The following is a 17,713-nucleotide window of genomic DNA, read 5'->3' on the forward strand; positions in this document are numbered from 1 at the left end:
GGGGGAGAGAGTCATGCCGGTATCGCACACGAGCAAGGTCTACGAGCACGAGCTGCGGACGCTGCGCGAGAAGCTGCTGCTGATGGGCAGCCTGGTGGAGGAGATGATCCAGAAGGGCTCGACCGCGCTCGCGACGCGCGACACCGGCCTCGCCAAGGCGACGATCCGCCTCGACCGCCGGATCAACCGCCTCGAGTGCGAGGTGGACGAGCTCTGCATGCGGATCCTCGCGACGCGGCAGCCCGTCGCGTCGGACCTGCGGTTCGTGACGACGGGGCTCAAGATCGTCACCGATCTGGAGCGCATCGGCGACCTCGTGGTGAACGTCTGCGAGCGGGTGGTGGAGCTCAACGAGGAGCCGCCGATCGCCCCGGTGGCCGACCTGCAGGGCCTGTTCGACGGGGCGATCGACGTGGTGCACGAGGCGCTCGACGCGCTGGTCGCCCGCGACTGCGAGCGGGCCAAGGAGCTGCTCACGCGCGACGACGTGATCGACGAGCAGTACGCCCGCATCTTCCAGGACGTGCTGCTCATCATGAGCCGCGACCCGAGCACCGTGTACAGGGCCACGCGGATCCAGTCGATCGCGAAGTACCTCGAGCGGATCGCCGATCACGCGATGAACATCGCGGAGTCGGTCGTCTTCCTCGTCAAGGGGACGGACATCCGGCACCACAACCGCATGCGGGAGAACGATCCGATCTCGACCGCGCCGCCGGCGCCCGTCCTGGGGCGCGTGCGGTCGCGCTAGGCGCCGCTGCCGCCGTGGCCGTGCGGGTGCCCCCCGTGCGCGTGGCCGTGGCGCGCCCCGGGTCCGTGCCCGTGGCGCGCCCCGGGCCCGTGCTCGCCGCCGCACCGGGCGTCCTCCCATCCGACCCAGTACGGGCCGTCCGGCCCGTGCTCGCGCTTCCAGATCGGCAGGCGCGCCTTGATCCGATCGATGAGCAGGCGGCACGCCTCGAACGCCTCGCCCCGGTGCGGCGCGCTCGCGGCGCAGGCCACGGCGACGTCGCCGATGTGGAGCGCGCCCACGCGGTGGGTCGCGGCCACGCGCACGCCGGGGATCTCCGCGGCGATCTCCGCGAGGATCCGCTCGAGCTCGGCCTCGGCCATGGTCCCGTAGGCCTCGTACTCCAGCAGCGTGACCGCCCGGCCGTCGTTGACGTCGCGGACCACGCCGAGGAACGTGGCGACGCCGCCCGCGCCGGGGTGGCACACGGCCGCGAGGAGCTCGTCGAGGCCGAGCGGCTCGGTGCGGATCCGGCTCACGGCGCGCTCCTCTGGAAGTGCCCCGAGCGCCCCCCGCTCTTCTCCAGGAGCTGGATGTCCGAGATGACCATCTCGCGATCGATCCCCTTCAGCATGTCGTAGATCGTCAGGCAGGCGGCGCTCACCGCGACCATGGCCTCCATCTCGACCCCGGTGCGGTCGAGCGCCTCCGCGGCGGCGGTCACCCGGATCGCCGCGCCCGGCTCGTCCACGTCGAGCTCGACCGCGACGTGCGTGAGCGCGATCCCGTGGCAGAGCGGGATGAGCTCCGGCGTGCGCTTCGCCGCCATGATCCCGGCGATCCGGGCGGCGGCGAGCACGTCGCCCTTCGGCGCGTCGGCGCGCGCGACCCGGGCGATCGTCTCGGGGCGCATGCGCACCGCGCCCGACGCGACCGCGCGGCGGTGGGTGACGGGCTTGCCCTCGACCGGCACCATGCGGGCCTCCCCGCCCGGGGAGAGGTGGGTCGAGAGCGCTTCGCCCTCGCCGGGGCGATCAGGGGTTCGCGGCATCGCGCCGGAATCTGCCACGGCAGCCCGAGGGAGCGGAAGCCGAACCGTGAGCCGGCGTGCTCGCCGGCGCGCGACGCTAGCCGCCGATCGCCCGGATCGACACCCCGGAGGCCGTCTCCTCGGTGCAGCCCTTCCACACCGTGCCGTCCGGCTTCAGGCGCCACGCCTCGTCGAGCCGCTCCCGGATCGCGGCGAGATCGCCGCTCGCCGCCTCGCGCGAGGCGTCCACCCCCTCGTCGGTGGCGAGGCACGGGCGGAGCACGCCGGTCGACGAGACCCGCAGGCGATCGCAGCTCTCGCAGAACGTGTCGCTCGTGCCCGTGATGAACCCCACGCGGAGCGACGGATCGCGGCGGGCGCCGACGTACCGCGCCGGGCCGAGGCCGGGCTCGCCCACCGCCTCCTCCGGCAGGAGGTGCTCCGCGAGCCGCTCGCGCATCTCGGCCGCCGTGACGAGGTGATCGCGGACCAGCCGCGCGCCCTCGGCGATCGGCATCACCTCGAGGAAGCGCGGCACCATCCGCCGCTCCCACGCCCACAGCGTGATCCGCTCGAGCTCGTCGTCGTTCACGCCGCGGAGCACGACGGTGTTCAGCTTGATCGGGGAGAAGCCCGCGGCGACCGCCGCGTCGATGCCCGCCGTCACCCGCGCGAGCTCGCCGCCGCGGGTCACCTCGCGGAAGCGGGCGGGATCGAGCGTGTCGATCGAGATGTTCAGCCGGTGCAGCCCGGCGTCGCGCAGCGGCGCGGCGAGCCGCGCGAGCTGCGACGCGTTCGTCGTGAGCGCCAGATCCTCGAAGCCGAGCGACGCGAGGCGCGCGACGATGTCGACGATCTCGGGGTGGAGCAGCGGCTCGCCGCCCGTCAGGCGGACGCGCCGGATGCCCGCGTCGCGCAGCGCCTCGAACATCGCGCGCCACGCCGACGTCATGAGCCGGCCGTCGGCGTAGCCGTCGTGGCGCGACGGCCGGCAGTAGGTGCACGCGAAGTCGCAGCGATCCGTGACCGAGATGCGCACGCTCCGCGGCGCCGGCCCCGCGTGCGGCGCGCCGGGCGCAGCGCCCCGGTGCGGGATCACGGCGACGCGGCGCCCGGGCTCGCCGCCGCCGAGCAGCGGCAGCGAGCGCCGCCTCTGGATCGACGCCTCCCCCGCGGGGCGCGCTGCATCGAGGCCGAAGGAAGGAGGCATGACGTCGATCCTCGCGCCCCCTAGCCGCCCGCGACCGGGGGGATGAGCGCCACCTCGTCGCCGAAACCTACAGGATCGCTCGGCGTCGCATAGACGCCGTTCACCGCCACCCGGATGGATCCCTTGTAGGGAGCGAGCCCAGGGTAGCGCGCACAGACGTGCTCCAGGAGCTCCGCCGCGGTGCACGGCCCCGACAGCGGCAACGCCACCTCTCCCGCGCCGAGGACATCCCTCGCGCCTGCGAATGCGAGCACGCGAACCGCGGCCTCCATGGGAGCAACCTAGCATCGCCCCGGCGCCGCGACACGGCGAACCGAGGCCGAGCGACCCCGGACGCCCGGGCGAGATCGAGCCTACCGGGCCTCCCGGTCACGGTTATCATCGGACCGCTCTCCGCCATGTCCGAAGAAGGCTATCTACCGGGCACGATCCTGGCCGGTCGTTATCAGGTCCGTCGCGAGCTCGGCCGCGGCGGCATGGGCGTCGTGTACCTGTGCCGCGATCTCGTCCTCGATGAGCGCGTCGCCGTGAAGCTCCTGGACCGGCCGGGCGCGGCCACGCGCCCCGAGGACGCCTGGTGGTTCCAGGAGGAGGCCCGCGCGCTCGCCGGTCTCTCGCACCCCGCGCTCGTGAAGGCCCGCGACTTCGGCGCGCTCAGCAACGGCACGCCCTACCTCGTGATGGACGCCGTCCCCGGGCGCTCGCTCCACGAGTGGCTCTACCTCGCCCGGCTCGAGGACCCGCTGCCCTGGCCGATCATCTGGAGCGTCATCGACCAGGTCCTCGGCGCGCTCGCCCACGCGCACGCGCGCGGCGTGATCCACGGCGATCTCAAGCCGTCGAACGTCCTCGTCGACCTGCAGCACGGCGGCGAGCCGCCGCTCGTGCACGTGCTCGATCTCGGGCTCGCGTGGCTCATCCAGGACCGGATCGATCACCGCCTCGACGGCTCCCGCGAGAGCGAGCCGACCGTGCGCTGGGGCGCCGGCACCCCGGGCTGGATGGCGCCGGAGCAGATCCGCTTCGCGGCGCCGCACGTCGGGCCCCCGACGGATCTCTACGCGCTCGGCTGCATCCTCTACGCCCTGCTCGCCGGCGGCGAGGTCTACGACGGCACGAACGAGGAGCTGCTCCAGCAGCACCGGAGCGCGCCGATCCCGGATCTGCCGCTGCCGCCCGGGGTGCCGGGCGACGTCGCCAAGTTCGCCAAGCGCCTGCTCGCGAAGCGCCCCTGGCACCGGTTCGATTTCGCGGGCGACGCGCGGCGCGTCTGGAAGCGGTTCGAGCCGCGCAAGAACGTGAGCGCGGCCGCCACGCCCCTGCCGCTCGCCCTGCTGACGAGCGGCCGCTTGCCCCCGAGCCGCAAGGAGCTGCTCACGCCCGACCTCGTCGAGCCGCCGAGCGAGGACCCGCCGCCGTCCGTGACGACCACCGGGCTGCTCGCGCTCCGGCCGAGCCCGTTCGTCGCGCGGGCCGGCGAGCGGGCGCGCCTCATGGAGGTCGTGGCCGAGGTGGTCGACGCGCCGAAGCCGCTGCACCGGTTCGTCCTGCTCGCGGGCGAGGCCGGCGTCGGCAAGAGCCGGCTCGCCGAGTGGCTCTGCGAGGAGGTCCACGAGCGCGCGCTCATGGTGCCGCTGCGCGCGCGCTACCGGCGGATCGCGGCGCCGCTCGACGGCGTCCTCGGCGCCGTGACCCAGCACTACCGGCTGGACCGGGCCGAGCGCGAGATCGTCGAGAAGGTCCTGATGAACCTCTGGGAGGTCGCGCCCGAGGACGAGGTCGGCAAGACGTGGGTCGCGGCGACGGCCGAGTGGATCAAGCCGTCGCCGCCGGGCAGCGAGGCGGTCGGGCCGACGGGCAAGCGCTTCCGCCTCGACCGGCCCGAGCTCCGCTGGCTGATCATCCGCAAGACCCTGGAGCGGATCGGCCGCGACCGGCCCGTGCTGCTCTGGCTCGACGATCTCCACTACGCCTCGCCCACGACGTTCGAGGGCCTGCTCACGATCCACCGCGACGCGCCGGGCCTCGGCCTGCTCGTCGTGGCGACGGTCCGGAGCGAGGCGGTCGAGTGCGACCCGGCGGCGGCGCGGCGGATCGAGGGCGCGCTCGCGGCCTACGGCGGGGAGCGGCTCGACGTCGCCCCGCTGAACCCGGCGCAGACGCACGCGCTCCTGCGGGAGACGTTGCCGCTCGACGACGCGGCGGCCGAGGCGGCGACGGCCCGGAGCAAGGGCAACCCGCTCTTCGCGCTGCAGCTCCTGCACGCGTGGGCGAGCGGCGGCCACCTCCAGCTCCGCGCGGGCAAGTACTTCGTGCCGAGGGCGTCGATGGCCGTGCAGGCCGCGACCACGGCCGACCTCTGGGAGGAGCGGCTCGCGGCGCTGCCCGAGGATCTGCGGGCCGGCGCGCGCGCCGCCGCCGCGCTCGGCGGCGACATCCGGCGCGAGCTCCTGCGCGCGCAGCTCACGTCGCTCGATCTGCCCGCGGACCGCGCGATCGCGGCGATGCAGCGCGCGCAGATCCTCCTCGCCGTGGGCGACCGCCTCCGCTGGCCGCACGCGCTGCTCCAGGAGCACCTGCTCTCGCAGCTCTTCATCGAGCCGGACGCGAGGCGCGTCTTCCGCGCCGCCGCCGACGCGCTCGGCGCGCACCCGTTCGCGTCGAGCCGCCGCATCCTCCGCCACCGGGTGGTCAGCCTCCTGCGCGCGGGCGACACGGACGAGGCGGCGGCGCTCATGCACGCGCACGTGGCGGCGCACTGGCAGAGCACGCGCGACATCTCCGCGACGCTGCGCGACCTCGCGGTGCTCGACGGCAAGCTGCCCGGGGGCAGCGACTCGCGCCCGGGGCTCCGGGGCGCCGCGGAGGCGCGGCCGGTCCTGACCGGGACGCGGCTCGGGACGCAGCTGCGCTTCCGGGCCGAGGCGCTCCGGCTGGCGGGCCGGCTCGACGAGGCGCGGCGCGACGCGGACGACGCGCGGCGCATCTTCGAGCAGGCGGGCGACCGGGAGAACCAGGCGCACTGCCTGCGCCTGCTCGGGCACATCGCGTCGGATCTCGGCGCGGAGGCGCAGGGCCGGCGGCTGGTGGCGCGGGCGCACGCGATCTTCGACGAGATCGGCCGCACCCACGGGCAGGCGCAGTGCGAGGTGCTGCTCGGGGAGATCGACTACCTGCTCGGCGAGCACGCGCGGGCGCGGGCGGTGCTCGTGTCGGGGGCCTCGCGGTTCACGGAGGTCGGCGACCGGCTCGGCCGGGCGCAGTGCTTGCTCCTGCAGAGCATGGTCGAGCAGGCCGGGGCGCTCTCCGAGGCGTCGCGCTCGCTGCTCACGACCGCGCGCGCCGACTTCGACGCCATCGGCTACCGGCTCGGGCTCGCGCAGTGCGACCTCGCGCTCGCGCACGCGGACCACCGCGCCGGCCGCTTCGAGGCGGCGCGCGTGGGCGCGCTCGCGGCGCGGCAGAGCTTCCGCGACCTGGCGAACCCGCGCGGCGAGGCGGGGAGCGAGCGGCTGCTCTCGATGGTCGCGCTCGACGCGGGCGCGCCGGAGCTCGCCGAGGAGCACGCGCTCGCGGCCGGCCGGATCTTCGAGCGGCTCGCGGACCCGTGGGGCCTGGTGGAGGCGCGGCTGCTCTTCGCGCAGATCGCGCTGCACCGCGGGGACGCGGAGCTCGCGCGCGAGCACCTCCTGGCGTGCGAGGCGGTGGCGCTGTCCGAGGCGGAGCCGCGGCAGCACCGGCACCTGACGCTCGCGTGGCTCGCGTACCACGAGGGGCGCTTCCACGAGGCGGCGCGCGAGCTCGACGCGGCGCGGGCGGCGTTCAAGGACAGCCGCACGGGGGACCACACGCCGCAGCTCCTCGAGCGGTTCGCCAGGATGGGGTGGCCGAAGCCGGCGGGGACGCGGATCAGCGGCTGGATGCGGACGCTGGCGAGCGCCTGACGCCCCGGGAGGACGCGGCCGGGGCGGCTACAAAGGCAGCCAGAAGTCGGGGCCGAACAGCGAGCGCGCCGTCTCGATGGAGCGGAGGGCGCGCGGGAGATCGAGCTTCGCCTGGTGCTCGGCGAGCTGCACCACGTACGGGATCCAGAGCGGGCGGCAGACGACGAGCGCCGCGAGGTGGAACTCCGCCTCGTCGGTGCGGCCGAGGCCGATCGCCACGCGCGCGAGGATCGTGTGCACCGGCACCGGGGAGCCGAGCGGCGCGATGCGGCCCGCGCAGCGCTTCACGTTCTCCGCCGCCTCCTCGCTCGGGTGCCGCCGGAAGCCCTGGAACGCCTCCTCGAGCTCCTGCTCGTCGCTGACCTGCTCCGGCAGGTGCTCCGCGACGAGCCGCTTCCAGTGCTCGACGAACGGCAGCTCCGCGAGCGCGCGCGACGCGTCGGCGTGCGCGACCAGCAGATCGGCCTCCTTCCAGTCGCCGGCCTCGCGGGCGAACTCGAGCCCGGAGACGACGCGCGCCTCCTCGTGGAGCCCCGGCTCCTTCGTCAGGAGCCACCGCTGCCAGTACAGCGCGCCGCGGAACGCCACGCGCGCGAGCGGCTCGCCGCCCTCGGCGCGCCTGCGCAGCGCCTCGTCGATGAGCGCGCTCTTGTGCCGCTGCACCTCCTCGACCACGAGGCTCGAAGGCCACGCGGCGATCCCGCACGCCTCGGAGATCATCGCGCGCCCCCCGCGCCGCGCGGGGGCTGAGCACCGGCGGCGCGTGCAGAAGAAATCCTCCCCGACACGGACAAAACGCTACCACGACCCACGCGACGCGCGCGAGGTCGACGCGCGGGCCGCGCGCGCATCGCCGCGCCGCGAGCTGGCGGCCGACCTCGGCCTAGAGCGCCTCGTCGGCCTCGCGCTCGTCGTCGAGCGCGCGGGCGCGCGCGACGTGGCGCATCGCCTCGGCGCTCTCGCCGGCCGCGGCGGCGTACGACGCGGCGCGGGCGTACGCCGCCGACGCCGCGCGCAGATCGCCGCCGCGATCGTAGTGGTAGGCGACGAGCGCGGCGCCCTCGTCGCCCGGCGCGCGCTGCTCCAGCCAGCCGGCGACGAGCAGGTGGATCCGCCGCCGGACCTTCAGGCTCAGCGTCTCGTAGGCGACCTCGCGCGTCGCCTGCTCCGCGAACACGTACTCGCGCTCCCCCGGGACCGTCGCCGGGGCGCGGAGCCGGATCAGCCCGCGCTCGCACAGGCGCGCGAGCAGCTCGGCCGTGGACGCGACGCCCGGGTGGCGCACCGAGAACGGCGGATCGAGATCCTGGAGCTCCGCGAGGATGCGCTCGCTCGACATCGGCGAGCGCGCCGGGGGGGCGTCGTTCCGGAGCCGCTCGACCGCGCCCTCCCAGAAGGTCCGGCCGACGACCGCGGCCTGGGCGAGGAGGGCGCGCGCGTCGGCGTCGAGGCGGTCGAGGCGGGCCTGGACGGCGACCTGCACCGCGGGCGGAAGGCCCAGGTCCCCCGGCGCCTCCGCGCGGACGCGCCACGCGCCCCCGCAGGCCTCGATGACGCCGGAGTCCACGAGGAGCGCGAGCGTCTCGTCCAGGGAGCGCGGGTTGCCCTCGGCGCGCTCGGCGAGGGCGCGCACGAGCTCGGGCCTGACGTCGCGCGCGAGGCGGAGCCGGTCGCGGATCATCTCCTCGGTGTGCCGCCGGGCGAGCGGGAGCGCGTCGACGCGCGCGTGCGCCTCCTTGCCCAGGCCCCAGTCGGGGCGGCGCTCGTAGAGCTCGGGGCGCGCGGCGCACACCACGCAGAGCGGCCGCCCGTCGGCCTGCGCCACGAGCTCCTCGAGCAGATCGAGCGTGGCGTCGTCGGCCCACTGCACGTCGTCGAGCAGGATCAAGAGCGGCGCGCGATCGAGCGCGAAGGCGAGGAGCTGCGCGAGCGCGAAGGCGATCCGCTGCCGCGCGATGGCGCCGCCGCGCGCCGCGGCGTCGAGGAGCCCGGCGGGCGCAGGCCGCGCGCCCAGCAGGGCCGAGAGCCGGGCGACGAGGTCCTCGGGGCCGCGCGCGTCGAGCGGCCTCGACAGCGGCCCGCCGGAGTCGAGCATGTCCTCGTCCACGCCCCGCGCCGACGACGGCGCGCCGCGCCCGCACCCGGGGGCGCTGCGCGGCCCCCGCGGCGGGATCGCCGGCGTCCCGGTCGGGCGCGACGGGGCGCCGGCGAGCGCGGCGGCCGCGGCGACGTCGTCGCCTCCGTCCTGCGCCGCGCGGGCGTGCGGGGTGCGGAGCCGGAGCCAGCGCAGGCCGCGCCGCAGCTTGTGCAGGATGATCTGGGCCGGATCGGCCTCGAGGATCCCGAACCACCGGCGCAGCAGCGCGCCGGCGAGGCTGTAGCTCGCCTCCCGCGCGAGCGCCGAGCACGGCGCCGCGAGGACGATCGGCGCGCCGTCCTCCTCGCCCGCGAGGCCGCGCGCGGAGGGCGGCGCGCGGGTCCCCTGCCCGCCGCCGCCGAGGTCCGCGGACAGCTCGGCGAGCATCCGCGTCCGGCCCATGCCGGGCGCGCCGACCAGCGTGACGAGCCGCGGCCGCCGCTCGTGGAACGCGGTCTCCACGAGATCGCAGAGGCGCTGCATCTCCGCGCCCCGCCCGACGAGGCGCGTCGCGAGCCCGTGGAAGTCGGACGGCGGGAACGCGCGGTGGAGCGGCGCCTCGCCGAGCACGCGGTAGATCGGCGACGCCGCGCCGCGCGCGGGCGGCTCCGGCCCGGACGGCGCGGCGCGGCTCGCGGGCGCGCTCGCCTCGACCGGCTCGACCTGGAAGCGCCCGCGGACGAGGCGGTGCGTGTCGCGGCCGATCAGGATCGCGCCGCGCGGCGCGAGCTGCTGGAGGCGCGCGGCGCCGTCCACGGCGTCGCCGATGACGGCGAGATCCTGGCGCGCCGAGCCCCCGGCGCCGACGAAGACCCTCCCTGTCGTGATCCCGAAGCGCACCGCGAGGCGGGCGGCGCGCGCCGCGCGCGGCAGGGCGAGGCGCGGGATCGCGGCCTGCGCCCCGAGCGCCGCGAGGATCGCGCGCTCGGCGTCGCAGTCGGTCGCGCGCGGGACGCCGAAGACGGCCATGACGCGCCCGCCGATGGGCCGCTCGACGATCCCGTGCATCTGCTCGACGTGCTCCGCGAGCGCCTCGTAACAGCGGTCGACGACGTCCTTGACGTCCTCGGGATCGAGCCGCGACGAGAGCCCGGTCGCCTCGGAGAGATCGGCGAAGAGGACGGTGCAGACCCGGTGCTCTCCGCCCTCGGACGGGGGCATGGCCCGGCTCCTGAGCGAGCTGCGGTCGGGGCTCACGCTCCCTCGCACCCCGCTGCTCTCCGGCGCCCAGCGCGAGGACAGCGGGGTCGGCGGCGGCAGCGACGGCGGCGGCAGCGACGGCGGCGGCACCGGCGGGAGCGACGGCGGCGGCGGCAGCGGCGGCACGCGCAGGGCGTCGAGGTCGAGCGGCGCGTCATGCACGCCGTTCGCGCTGTCCGTGCCGTCCGGGGAGGGAGCGGGCGCGCGCAGGGTGTCGCGCGCCAGCACGACGACGCTGGTGCGCTGGGCGGCCTCGAGGGCGGCCCACATCTCGCCGAGGTGGTGGAACCGCTGCGACGGGTTGATCGCGAGCGCGCGGCCGACGACCGCCTCGATCTCGGCGCTCGCGCTCACGCCGCGGGCGCGGAGGCTCGGCCGGATCGCCTCGTCGCTCGACGCGACGAAGAGCTGGATGACGTCGCTGCCGGAGAGGGCGGGCTGACCGCTGGCGACCTCGACGAGGATGAGGGCCATCGCGTAGACGTCGGTCCACGGGCCGGTCGCGCCGAACCGCGCGCTGAACTGCTCCGGCGCGCCGTACTGCGGCGTGAAGGCGCGGAACGTCCGTCCGGTCTGGACGAGCGCGTCAGCGAACGTGGGCGTCTCGGCGAAGACCTTGGCGAGGCCGAAGTCGAGGACCTTGGTGCGGTCGCCGAGGAGGAACAGGTTGGCGGGTTTGACGTCGCGGTGGGAGACGTGGGCGTCGTGGGCGACGGCGAGGGCGGAGGCGACCGGCGCGAGGAGCCGGATGGCCTCGTCGAGGCTCCGCGGGGGAAGGTCATCGGCGCGGCGGCGCCGGAGGTCCTGCTCCAGCGTCTCGCCGTCGAGCCACTCCATCACGATGTACGGCGTCCAGGGCCCCTTGGGGGCGGCGGCGGCGCCGATGTCGAGCGCCTGGACGATGCCCGTGGTGCGGCGCGAGAGCTGGTGGAGCAGGCGCGCCTCCTCGCGGAACTTGGCGAGGAACGCCTCCTGCTGGTCGGCGCTCAGGCCGGTGGGGATCTTGAGGCATTTGACCGCGACGGGCGCGTCGAAGCCGAGGTGTCTGGCCTTGTAGACGACGCCGAACGCGCCCTCGCCGGCGAGGCCCTCGACGGCGAACTGGCCATCGATGATCGACCCTACCCAGCCGAATGGGTCGCTGGCCTGCATCAGTTGCCTAGGCTACCTGCTGCGCGGAACGACGAGCAAGAGAGGCAAACAGCGGAGACGGCCGGCGGCGAGGGGGGATGGTCGCGCGGCGAGAGGGAGCGCGTCGCGCGGCGCGTCAGGTGTGTTGGCGTTGGGGGTGGGCCTCTGGGCTGTTGGGGTTAGGCCGTGCGGATGGGGGTAGATCGTGCGGAGGCGCTGTGGGCCGTACGGATGGTAGGTAGTCCAAGCGGAGGTGCTGTGGGCCGTTCGCGGAGGGCTTGCCGGGTCAGTCTTCGGGGCACGCGCTGTTGCAGAGCTCGCCGCCGCAGTCGATCCCGAGCTCGTCCCCGTTCTCGATGCCGTCGGTGCAGGTGGGCGCCTGGCAGGCGCCGGCCCAGCAGACGCCGCTCTCGCAGTCGGCGCCGGTCAGGCAGCCCTCGCCCGCGGGGCAGCGGCGGGGGCATCCGCCGCCGCAGTCCTTTCCGGTCTCGGGGCCGTTCTTCGCGCCGTCGTCGCAGGCCGGGAGCCGGCAGACGCCCGCGCGGCACACGCCGTCCTCGCAGTCCGAGCTCCTCGCGCAGCGCAGCCCGGTGGCGCACGGGCGGCATGGGCCGCCGCAGTCCCGATCGGTCTCCCCGGGGCTGATCTGGTTGTCGACGCAGTGGACCGGCACGCAGAGCACGTGGTCACAGCCGTACCCCGCGGGGCATTCGTTCATGGTGGGATCGCCGCTGTAGCACTCGACGCACTGCCCCTTGTGGCAGAAGCCGTCGCCGATGAGCGGACAGGCCACGCGGTAGAACGACGGATTGCGCGGCGTACCGTTGTCGCAGGTGTCCAGGGTGCACTGGTTGCCGTCATCGTACGGGTCGAGGATGGTGGGCAGCTCCACGAGCTTCCCTCCGGCCGTGCAGTGCACCTCCTTGCAGTCGCCCTGGATCTGGGACGCGATCGGCCCCTGGTGGATGACGAGCTCGCACCGGTTCTCCACACATCGCCCCATGCCGCACACCGCGTCCGGCGGCCCGGGGCAGTCCGCGTCGGTGTCGCACCACCCCGGCGGCTCGGGGATCCCCTCGCACTCCGCCGGCCTCACGCCGCACTCGTGGCACGGCCGGCACTCGAGGATGCAGTTGGGCTCCTCCTGGCCACGCGCGCAGCAGATGCCCGTGCCCGGCTCCCAGCAGACGCACTGGCCGCCGACGCAGATGGTTCCCGGAACGTTCTGGTACTCCGAGTGGCAATCGTCCGTCTCGGCGCAGAGCCCTCCCGTGTAGATCTCCTCCCCGCAGGCGTAAAAAAGCGTCGAGCCCATGAGAAAAGACAACGCGACAACGTAATGCGATCTTGAACCCGTCATGGGTGCAGTCCTCCGGCACGAGGGCTGAAGGCCTCCGGGGCAACGACGGCGCCGGCGTGCCCGATGGCCAGGCGAGATCGCCCTATAGCACCGGTGGGCGCCTGCGCGCGCGGGAGGGCGACGGCGCCGGGAGGGACGTTCCGATCGTCCACCGCTCGATGCCGTGGGGCCTACCCGGGCAGATGCGGGGAGAAGGAGGGGCCCGACTCGTTCACGGTGCGACGACCTTGGCAAGCGGAGGGGAGCTCACTTCCAGAATTCCCACCACCGCCTGGTGCCTGGCGTGCTTCGATCGGACTCCGCGAAGATGACAGAGGGGACGAGCTCGACCTCCCGCCCCTCCTCGAAGACCAGCTTTTCGTCGCCCAGGCGGTAGACCTGGAACACGTTACACGCCTCCCCGGACGCGAGCTCGGCCACGACCTGAACGGCGTCGGTATCCTCCGTTGCGCCTCGGGCGCGGACCTTCACATCCCGATAAACGGCAGCCGCTCTGATCTGCTTTGCCGATGCTTTCTGCCTCAGCGCGGTGATGAGCAGGTTCCATCCCTCGTTGCCGCCCTGCGCAGCCACCCCGATGTCATACTTGCCGGAGGGCTGGACGGCGATGAACCCGGGGAGAAACGAGCCCTGTTGCAAGAGCGCATGCCTTGCCAGATCGAGCGACCGCTCGACGAGCCGCTGGATCTCGAATCGCTTCGCGTGAGGGTCTTTGCTCATCGTTCGCGTCTCCTGTCTCCAACACCGGTCCACCTTCACGCGAGGCCCGATGAACCCACGGGCGAGAGGGCCACCCCTATTACATCATGGCGTGATGCCCATCAAGAGGAGGCCGGACGCAAGACGGCGGAAGACACGGTCTCTGATCCGGGGCAAGGATCCATCGCTTTCACGCACGGCATAACGCCGAATGCGAAGAGCGCATCCGCCCATAGCGTGCGGTACGGGTGGGTGGCCAGCGCCATGCCGCCGCTCGGGTCCGGATCCCCCCTTACGTCATGCACCGGCTACGTCGCTCCCGGCATGGAGCGATGCGGACGGGGATGAACGAGACGATGCCCACCCCCGGCCCGTGCTCGGCGCTTCGCGCCTGCGCGCGGTCCGCCCCTCCCAAATCGCGCGCTCCGCGCGCTCAGGGAGGGGTGCCCCGTCGGGTATCTGGGGTCGGGATGCGAAGTCCAGAGGAGGCAGAGCGTGCACGACCTGCATCAGGACATGAGCCCGAGCACGAACAGCGCGTCGGACCAGAGCGGCCACAGCGAGCGGTACGGGTGGGTCACCAGCACCACGCCGCCGCTTGGGAGGCGCCGCACATGGAACGGGGCGTGCTCTTCAAGGAAGCGGACGTGCCTGCGCGTGGTCGTGTCCACCCGCCAGGTGGGGAGACCTTCGATCTCCTCGGTCTGACTTGTCAGCTCCAAAATCTCTCTCGCGCGCGGCGCGACGGCGCGCCACGCGTCGTCGGCCACCGCCGATGCTTCGAGCGCGTCGAGCAACGCGGAAGGCGGTGCTGCCAGCGCCTTGAGGACGGTCTCGCGGGAGAGCGAATGCGATGGTATAAGGGGGTGAATCCTTCGGGATCTTGAGCACATCGCGCACGCCGTCGTCGCCGACCCCGATGAGCGCTCTTCCGTCGTCCACCAGGAACGTGGCCGCCTTCTTCTCGAAGATATTCACCGCCTTCGTCGTGATCGCCCCGCGGAGGTTCTTGTAACCCCTGACGCGGTTCGTCTTCACGATCTGGGCGAACGCCTCCTCGATCTCCGCGATCTCCCCGGCCACCCGGATGCCGGCCGGCCTGAGCCCGCTGCTGGTCTTGATCACCCGCCACATGGGCCCGACCGCCCCGAGCCCGAACCCCACCCCCGAGAAGATCCGCTCCTCGTCGCTGAGTTCCTGCCCCGCTGGCAGGCAGAACGCCTTCCCGGTCACGGCCTCGCACAGGTCGAGCACCAGCCCGACCACCGGCACGAACCCCACCCCGATGCGCGTCGTGGCGTGCACGAGCGTCTGCATCATCCCCGCGTACGCCTGGAAGCCCTCGCCGACCGTCGACATGGCCCCCGCGAAGGCGCTGATCGTCTGGTAGAGCTGCGTCTGCTCCAGATCGAGCGCCTCCCCCGTCAACAGGTTGAGGCTGTCCTTCATCGGGTCGGCGAGCGCCTCGAACCGCGGCCTCAGCACCAGGTCCACCTGCGCCCGCAGGTCCGGCGGCACCGGCGTATCGAGGAACCAGTCCGACGCATCCATGTACCGCCGCACGAACGCCGTGACCCGGTTCTGCGCGTTCAGGAACGCGTTCGTCTCCGCGAGCGACACGCCCATCCGGTCGCGCAGCGCGATCTCCAGCGCCGCGCTGTTCTCCCGCCACGCCCGCACGTTCGTCACGAAGTCCGCCCGCGCGACCACCACGTCGCCGCTCACGTCCTTCTCCAGCGCCGCGATCACCGCGTCCGCATAGGCCGCATACGGATCCCTCCCCTCGTCGAACGCCCCCGGCTCCCCCGAGATGTCCGGCACCTCGACCCACGGCACGTCGTGCTCGCCGAGCGCGTAGCTCGACGGGTCGTCCGGATCCCACCCCTCGGCGCGCGCGTCCTGCGTCGCGAGATCCGCGACCTCGTCCGCCTGCGCGCCGAACTCGTCGATCAGCCGCCCGAGCTCGTCCTCCAGGTCGCCGACGCTCTGCTTCAGGTCGTCGACGAGCTGCTCCATCGCCGCCCGCGTCTCCGGGTCGACCACGTCCTCGTAGCGGTCCAGGATCTCGTCGAGGTCGACCCGCGCGATCTCGTCGAGCGGCCGGGCGACCAGATCGTGCAGCTCGGTGTCGAGCTGCTGGAGCCGATCCATCCTCGCCCGCAGGTCCGCGATCCTCGCGGCGTTCCGGACGAGCTTCTCGCGCAGCTCGGCGAGCGCGGCCTCGAGGTTCACGATGTCGCGCGCGAGCGGCGGGTTGATCTCCGCGAGGCTCAGGTCGACCTCGGCGCTGCCGGAGAACGCCGTCCCGTCGCGCCACACGTCGAAGACCGGCTTGTTCAGCCCGAGCGGGATCGACACGAGGTTCACCACTTCGTGCGAATGCGTGCACGAGTCGTTGCCGCTGGAGTTCCTCACACGGAAATGAAACTCGTTGGCCCCCATGCGGAGCAGCACCGAGTCGAACTCCGCTTCCGCCAGGTTGCTCTGCGAGCCGTCAGCGTGCGTCACCAGCGTGCCGGGAACCTCGTAGGTCGGCAGTGGCGTGTCGTTCACGCTGAAGAATGGGTCTCCGCTCTCGACGAGGAAGGCACCTTCACATGACAAGTAAGACTGGGTGCGGCTCCAGCTCAGGCTGTACGCCGTGCCCGCCCAGGTGAACGACGGCGCCAGCACCGCCAGCGTCGTGACCAGCGCGACCAGCTTGTGGAGCACCGCGGCGCTCCAGCCACACCGCGCAGCGCAGACCGACCGGCTCATGTCCCCTCCGCGCGGCTCACGGCCGCGTCATGCGCGATCGCCGCCCCCATCACGTCGCCCGCGTCGAGCCTCGCCTGCGCGGCATCGAGCAGCGCCGCGTCCACCCCCTTCGCGCGCATCGCCGCGAGGCCTGCCTCAATCATCCGGGGCAGGGTCGTCTTGAGCTCGGTCTCCGCGGCCTCGTACCGACCGCGGAGCGCGGCGCACCCGGCCTCGCGCCACGAGGACGACGGCGCCTCGCACAGCGGCCGCGTTTGCAACAGCGCCGCGAGCTCTCCGCACTGATCGGCGACGTACGGCAGCCCCAGGCGAATGGCCGCCGGCAGCGGCCTCGCGATCGCCGCGGCCCGCGCCTGCGCGCCGGCGAGGAACGTCGCCGACGCCGTCTCCATCCGCGACCGCGCGCTCGCCTCGCGCGCGCCCTCGTCCCCTTGCAGCGCGAGGAGCGCCTGCCGCCGGAGGCGGACCCCGCCCAGCAGCGCCGTCGCCGTCCTGTCGCTGCGGGCGACCCGCTGCTGCGCATACCCCAGCATCGCGTTGAGCGAGCGCAGCGCCCCCGAGCTCATGTCCGGCATCGCCGCGCCGTGCGTCGCGAGGAGCTCCTCGTGCGGCGCGAGCGCCTCGTCGAGCGCGACCGCGGACGCCTGGATCCGCGCCGAGAGCGCCATGATCGCGACGGAGAGCTCGCCCGGCGCGCGGCTCGCCTCACGCGCCGCCGCGAGGATCGCCTCCTCCACGGCGTCGAGCTCCTCGATCGCCGACCGCGACGCCTGCGCCGCAAGCGCCGCAACCGCCGCGGTCTCCGCCGCCTCGGTCGCCCGGTACTCCGCGAATCGCGTGACGAGGCTCGCGTACTCGGCCTGGAGCGGCGCAGCGTCCTCCCGCGCCCGGTCGAAGATCGCCTGCACGGCCGCCATCGATTGCTTGTCCTCCGCGAGCGCCGCGAGGAGCGGCTCCTTCTCGGCGTTCGCCTTCTCGGTCATCGCCTCCTTGAACCGATCGGCCGCGCGGACCGGCTCCTGCTCCAGCAGCGATCTCTGCTGACCCGCGGCATGATCCAGCAGAAAGCGGAGCTTGCCCGCGAGCGTCGCGCTGTACGACTCGGCATTCCGCTCCTGGTCGCGCACGTACGAGACGACCTTGTCCACGTTGCCGAGCCAGAGCTCCAGCATGTCCTCGCTCCCGGCGAGCTCGCGCATGGCCACGCCGCGCGGCGGATGCGCCCACATCTCGATCGGCAGATCGCCATGCCTCTCGGCCTGGCTCCACGCGTCGCCCGGGCTCCAGTTCGCGCCCACGCAATATTCCTTCCCGTCCTCGTCGCCGTTCGCCGGCACGGCGCAGAAGCGCCCGAGCGCGTCGTCGCTGCGCTTCCAGCACCCGGACGCCGCGGCGCCGAGCGCCAAGGCGGCCACGGCCCCATGAGGAGCCTCGCCTGTACCCCCGTTGTCATTCGCATTCCCTCCACCCTGCGAGTTTTCTCGCCCGCGCACGCTCGTCCGCTCGTTTCCCAGA

12 protein-coding genes are annotated in these 17,713 nt (G+C 73.8%); 2 read left to right on the forward strand and 10 right to left on the reverse strand.

Going from position 1 to position 17,713, the window contains the following annotated elements:
• Positions 1-13 precede the first annotated feature (13 nt).
• Complete coding sequence (gene phoU, locus WMF31_RS23505) at positions 14-751, forward strand: phosphate signaling complex protein PhoU (protein ID WP_436604085.1); 738 nt, start codon at positions 14-16, stop codon at positions 749-751.
• Here phoU and WMF31_RS23510 read toward each other — a convergent pair.
• The 4 genes from WMF31_RS23510 to WMF31_RS23525 all read right to left on the reverse strand — a co-directional run bounded on the left by WMF31_RS23510 (position 748) and on the right by WMF31_RS23525 (position 3,242).
• Positions 748-1,269 (reverse strand): molybdenum cofactor biosynthesis protein MoaE, encoded by a 522-nt coding sequence (locus tag WMF31_RS23510; protein ID WP_436604086.1) that lies wholly within the window; start codon positions 1,267-1,269, stop codon positions 748-750. The two genes, phoU and WMF31_RS23510, sit on opposite strands and share 4 nt — an antisense overlap.
• Entirely contained in the window at positions 1,266-1,781 is a 516-nt protein-coding gene (moaC, locus tag WMF31_RS23515; protein ID WP_436604087.1) for a cyclic pyranopterin monophosphate synthase MoaC, read from the reverse strand. Before moaC ends, WMF31_RS23510 begins: the two co-directional genes overlap by 4 nt.
• A 76-nt stretch (positions 1,782-1,857) precedes the next feature.
• Positions 1,858-2,970, reverse strand: a complete 1,113-nt coding sequence (gene moaA / locus WMF31_RS23520) for a GTP 3',8-cyclase MoaA (protein WP_436604088.1) — start codon at positions 2,968-2,970, stop codon at positions 1,858-1,860.
• A gap of 20 nt (positions 2,971-2,990) precedes the next feature.
• Positions 2,991-3,242: a MoaD/ThiS family protein gene (locus WMF31_RS23525; RefSeq protein ID WP_129347360.1), complete on the reverse strand. Its 252-nt coding sequence runs from the start codon at positions 3,240-3,242 to the stop codon at positions 2,991-2,993.
• Between the two features lie 126 nt (positions 3,243-3,368).
• On the opposite strand from WMF31_RS23525, the gene WMF31_RS23530 reads away from it, so the two are divergent.
• Entirely contained in the window at positions 3,369-6,914 is a 3,546-nt protein-coding gene (locus WMF31_RS23530) for a protein kinase domain-containing protein (RefSeq protein ID WP_436604089.1), read from the forward strand.
• 27 nt (positions 6,915-6,941) lie between these two features.
• Here WMF31_RS23530 and WMF31_RS23535 read toward each other — a convergent pair whose 3' ends face one another.
• The 6 genes from WMF31_RS23535 to WMF31_RS23560 form a co-directional block, all read right to left on the reverse strand.
• Positions 6,942-7,634: a hypothetical protein gene (locus tag WMF31_RS23535; protein ID WP_436604090.1), complete on the reverse strand. Its 693-nt coding sequence runs from the start codon at positions 7,632-7,634 to the stop codon at positions 6,942-6,944.
• Between the two features lie 163 nt (positions 7,635-7,797).
• Entirely contained in the window at positions 7,798-11,403 is a 3,606-nt protein-coding gene (locus WMF31_RS23540) for a protein kinase domain-containing protein (protein ID WP_436604091.1), read from the reverse strand.
• 265 nt (positions 11,404-11,668) lie between these two features.
• Positions 11,669-12,742, reverse strand: coding sequence for a hypothetical protein (locus WMF31_RS23545; RefSeq protein ID WP_436604092.1), 1,074 nt, complete (start codon positions 12,740-12,742; stop codon positions 11,669-11,671).
• A gap of 246 nt (positions 12,743-12,988) precedes the next feature.
• Entirely contained in the window at positions 12,989-13,501 is a 513-nt protein-coding gene (locus tag WMF31_RS23550; RefSeq protein ID WP_436604093.1) for a hypothetical protein, read from the reverse strand.
• 573 nt (positions 13,502-14,074) lie between these two features.
• Complete coding sequence (locus WMF31_RS23555) at positions 14,075-16,198, reverse strand: hypothetical protein (RefSeq protein WP_436604094.1); 2,124 nt, start codon at positions 16,196-16,198, stop codon at positions 14,075-14,077.
• Complete coding sequence (locus tag WMF31_RS23560) at positions 16,195-17,613, reverse strand: hypothetical protein (RefSeq protein ID WP_436604095.1); 1,419 nt, start codon at positions 17,611-17,613, stop codon at positions 16,195-16,197. The genes WMF31_RS23555 and WMF31_RS23560 overlap by 4 nt, the downstream gene beginning before the upstream one ends.
• Positions 17,614-17,713 lie beyond the last annotated feature (100 nt).

It is taken from the genome of Sorangium sp. So ce1036 (assembly GCF_051369805.1).
Taxonomy (GTDB): domain Bacteria; phylum Myxococcota_A; class Polyangia; order Polyangiales; family Polyangiaceae; genus Sorangium; species Sorangium cellulosum_F.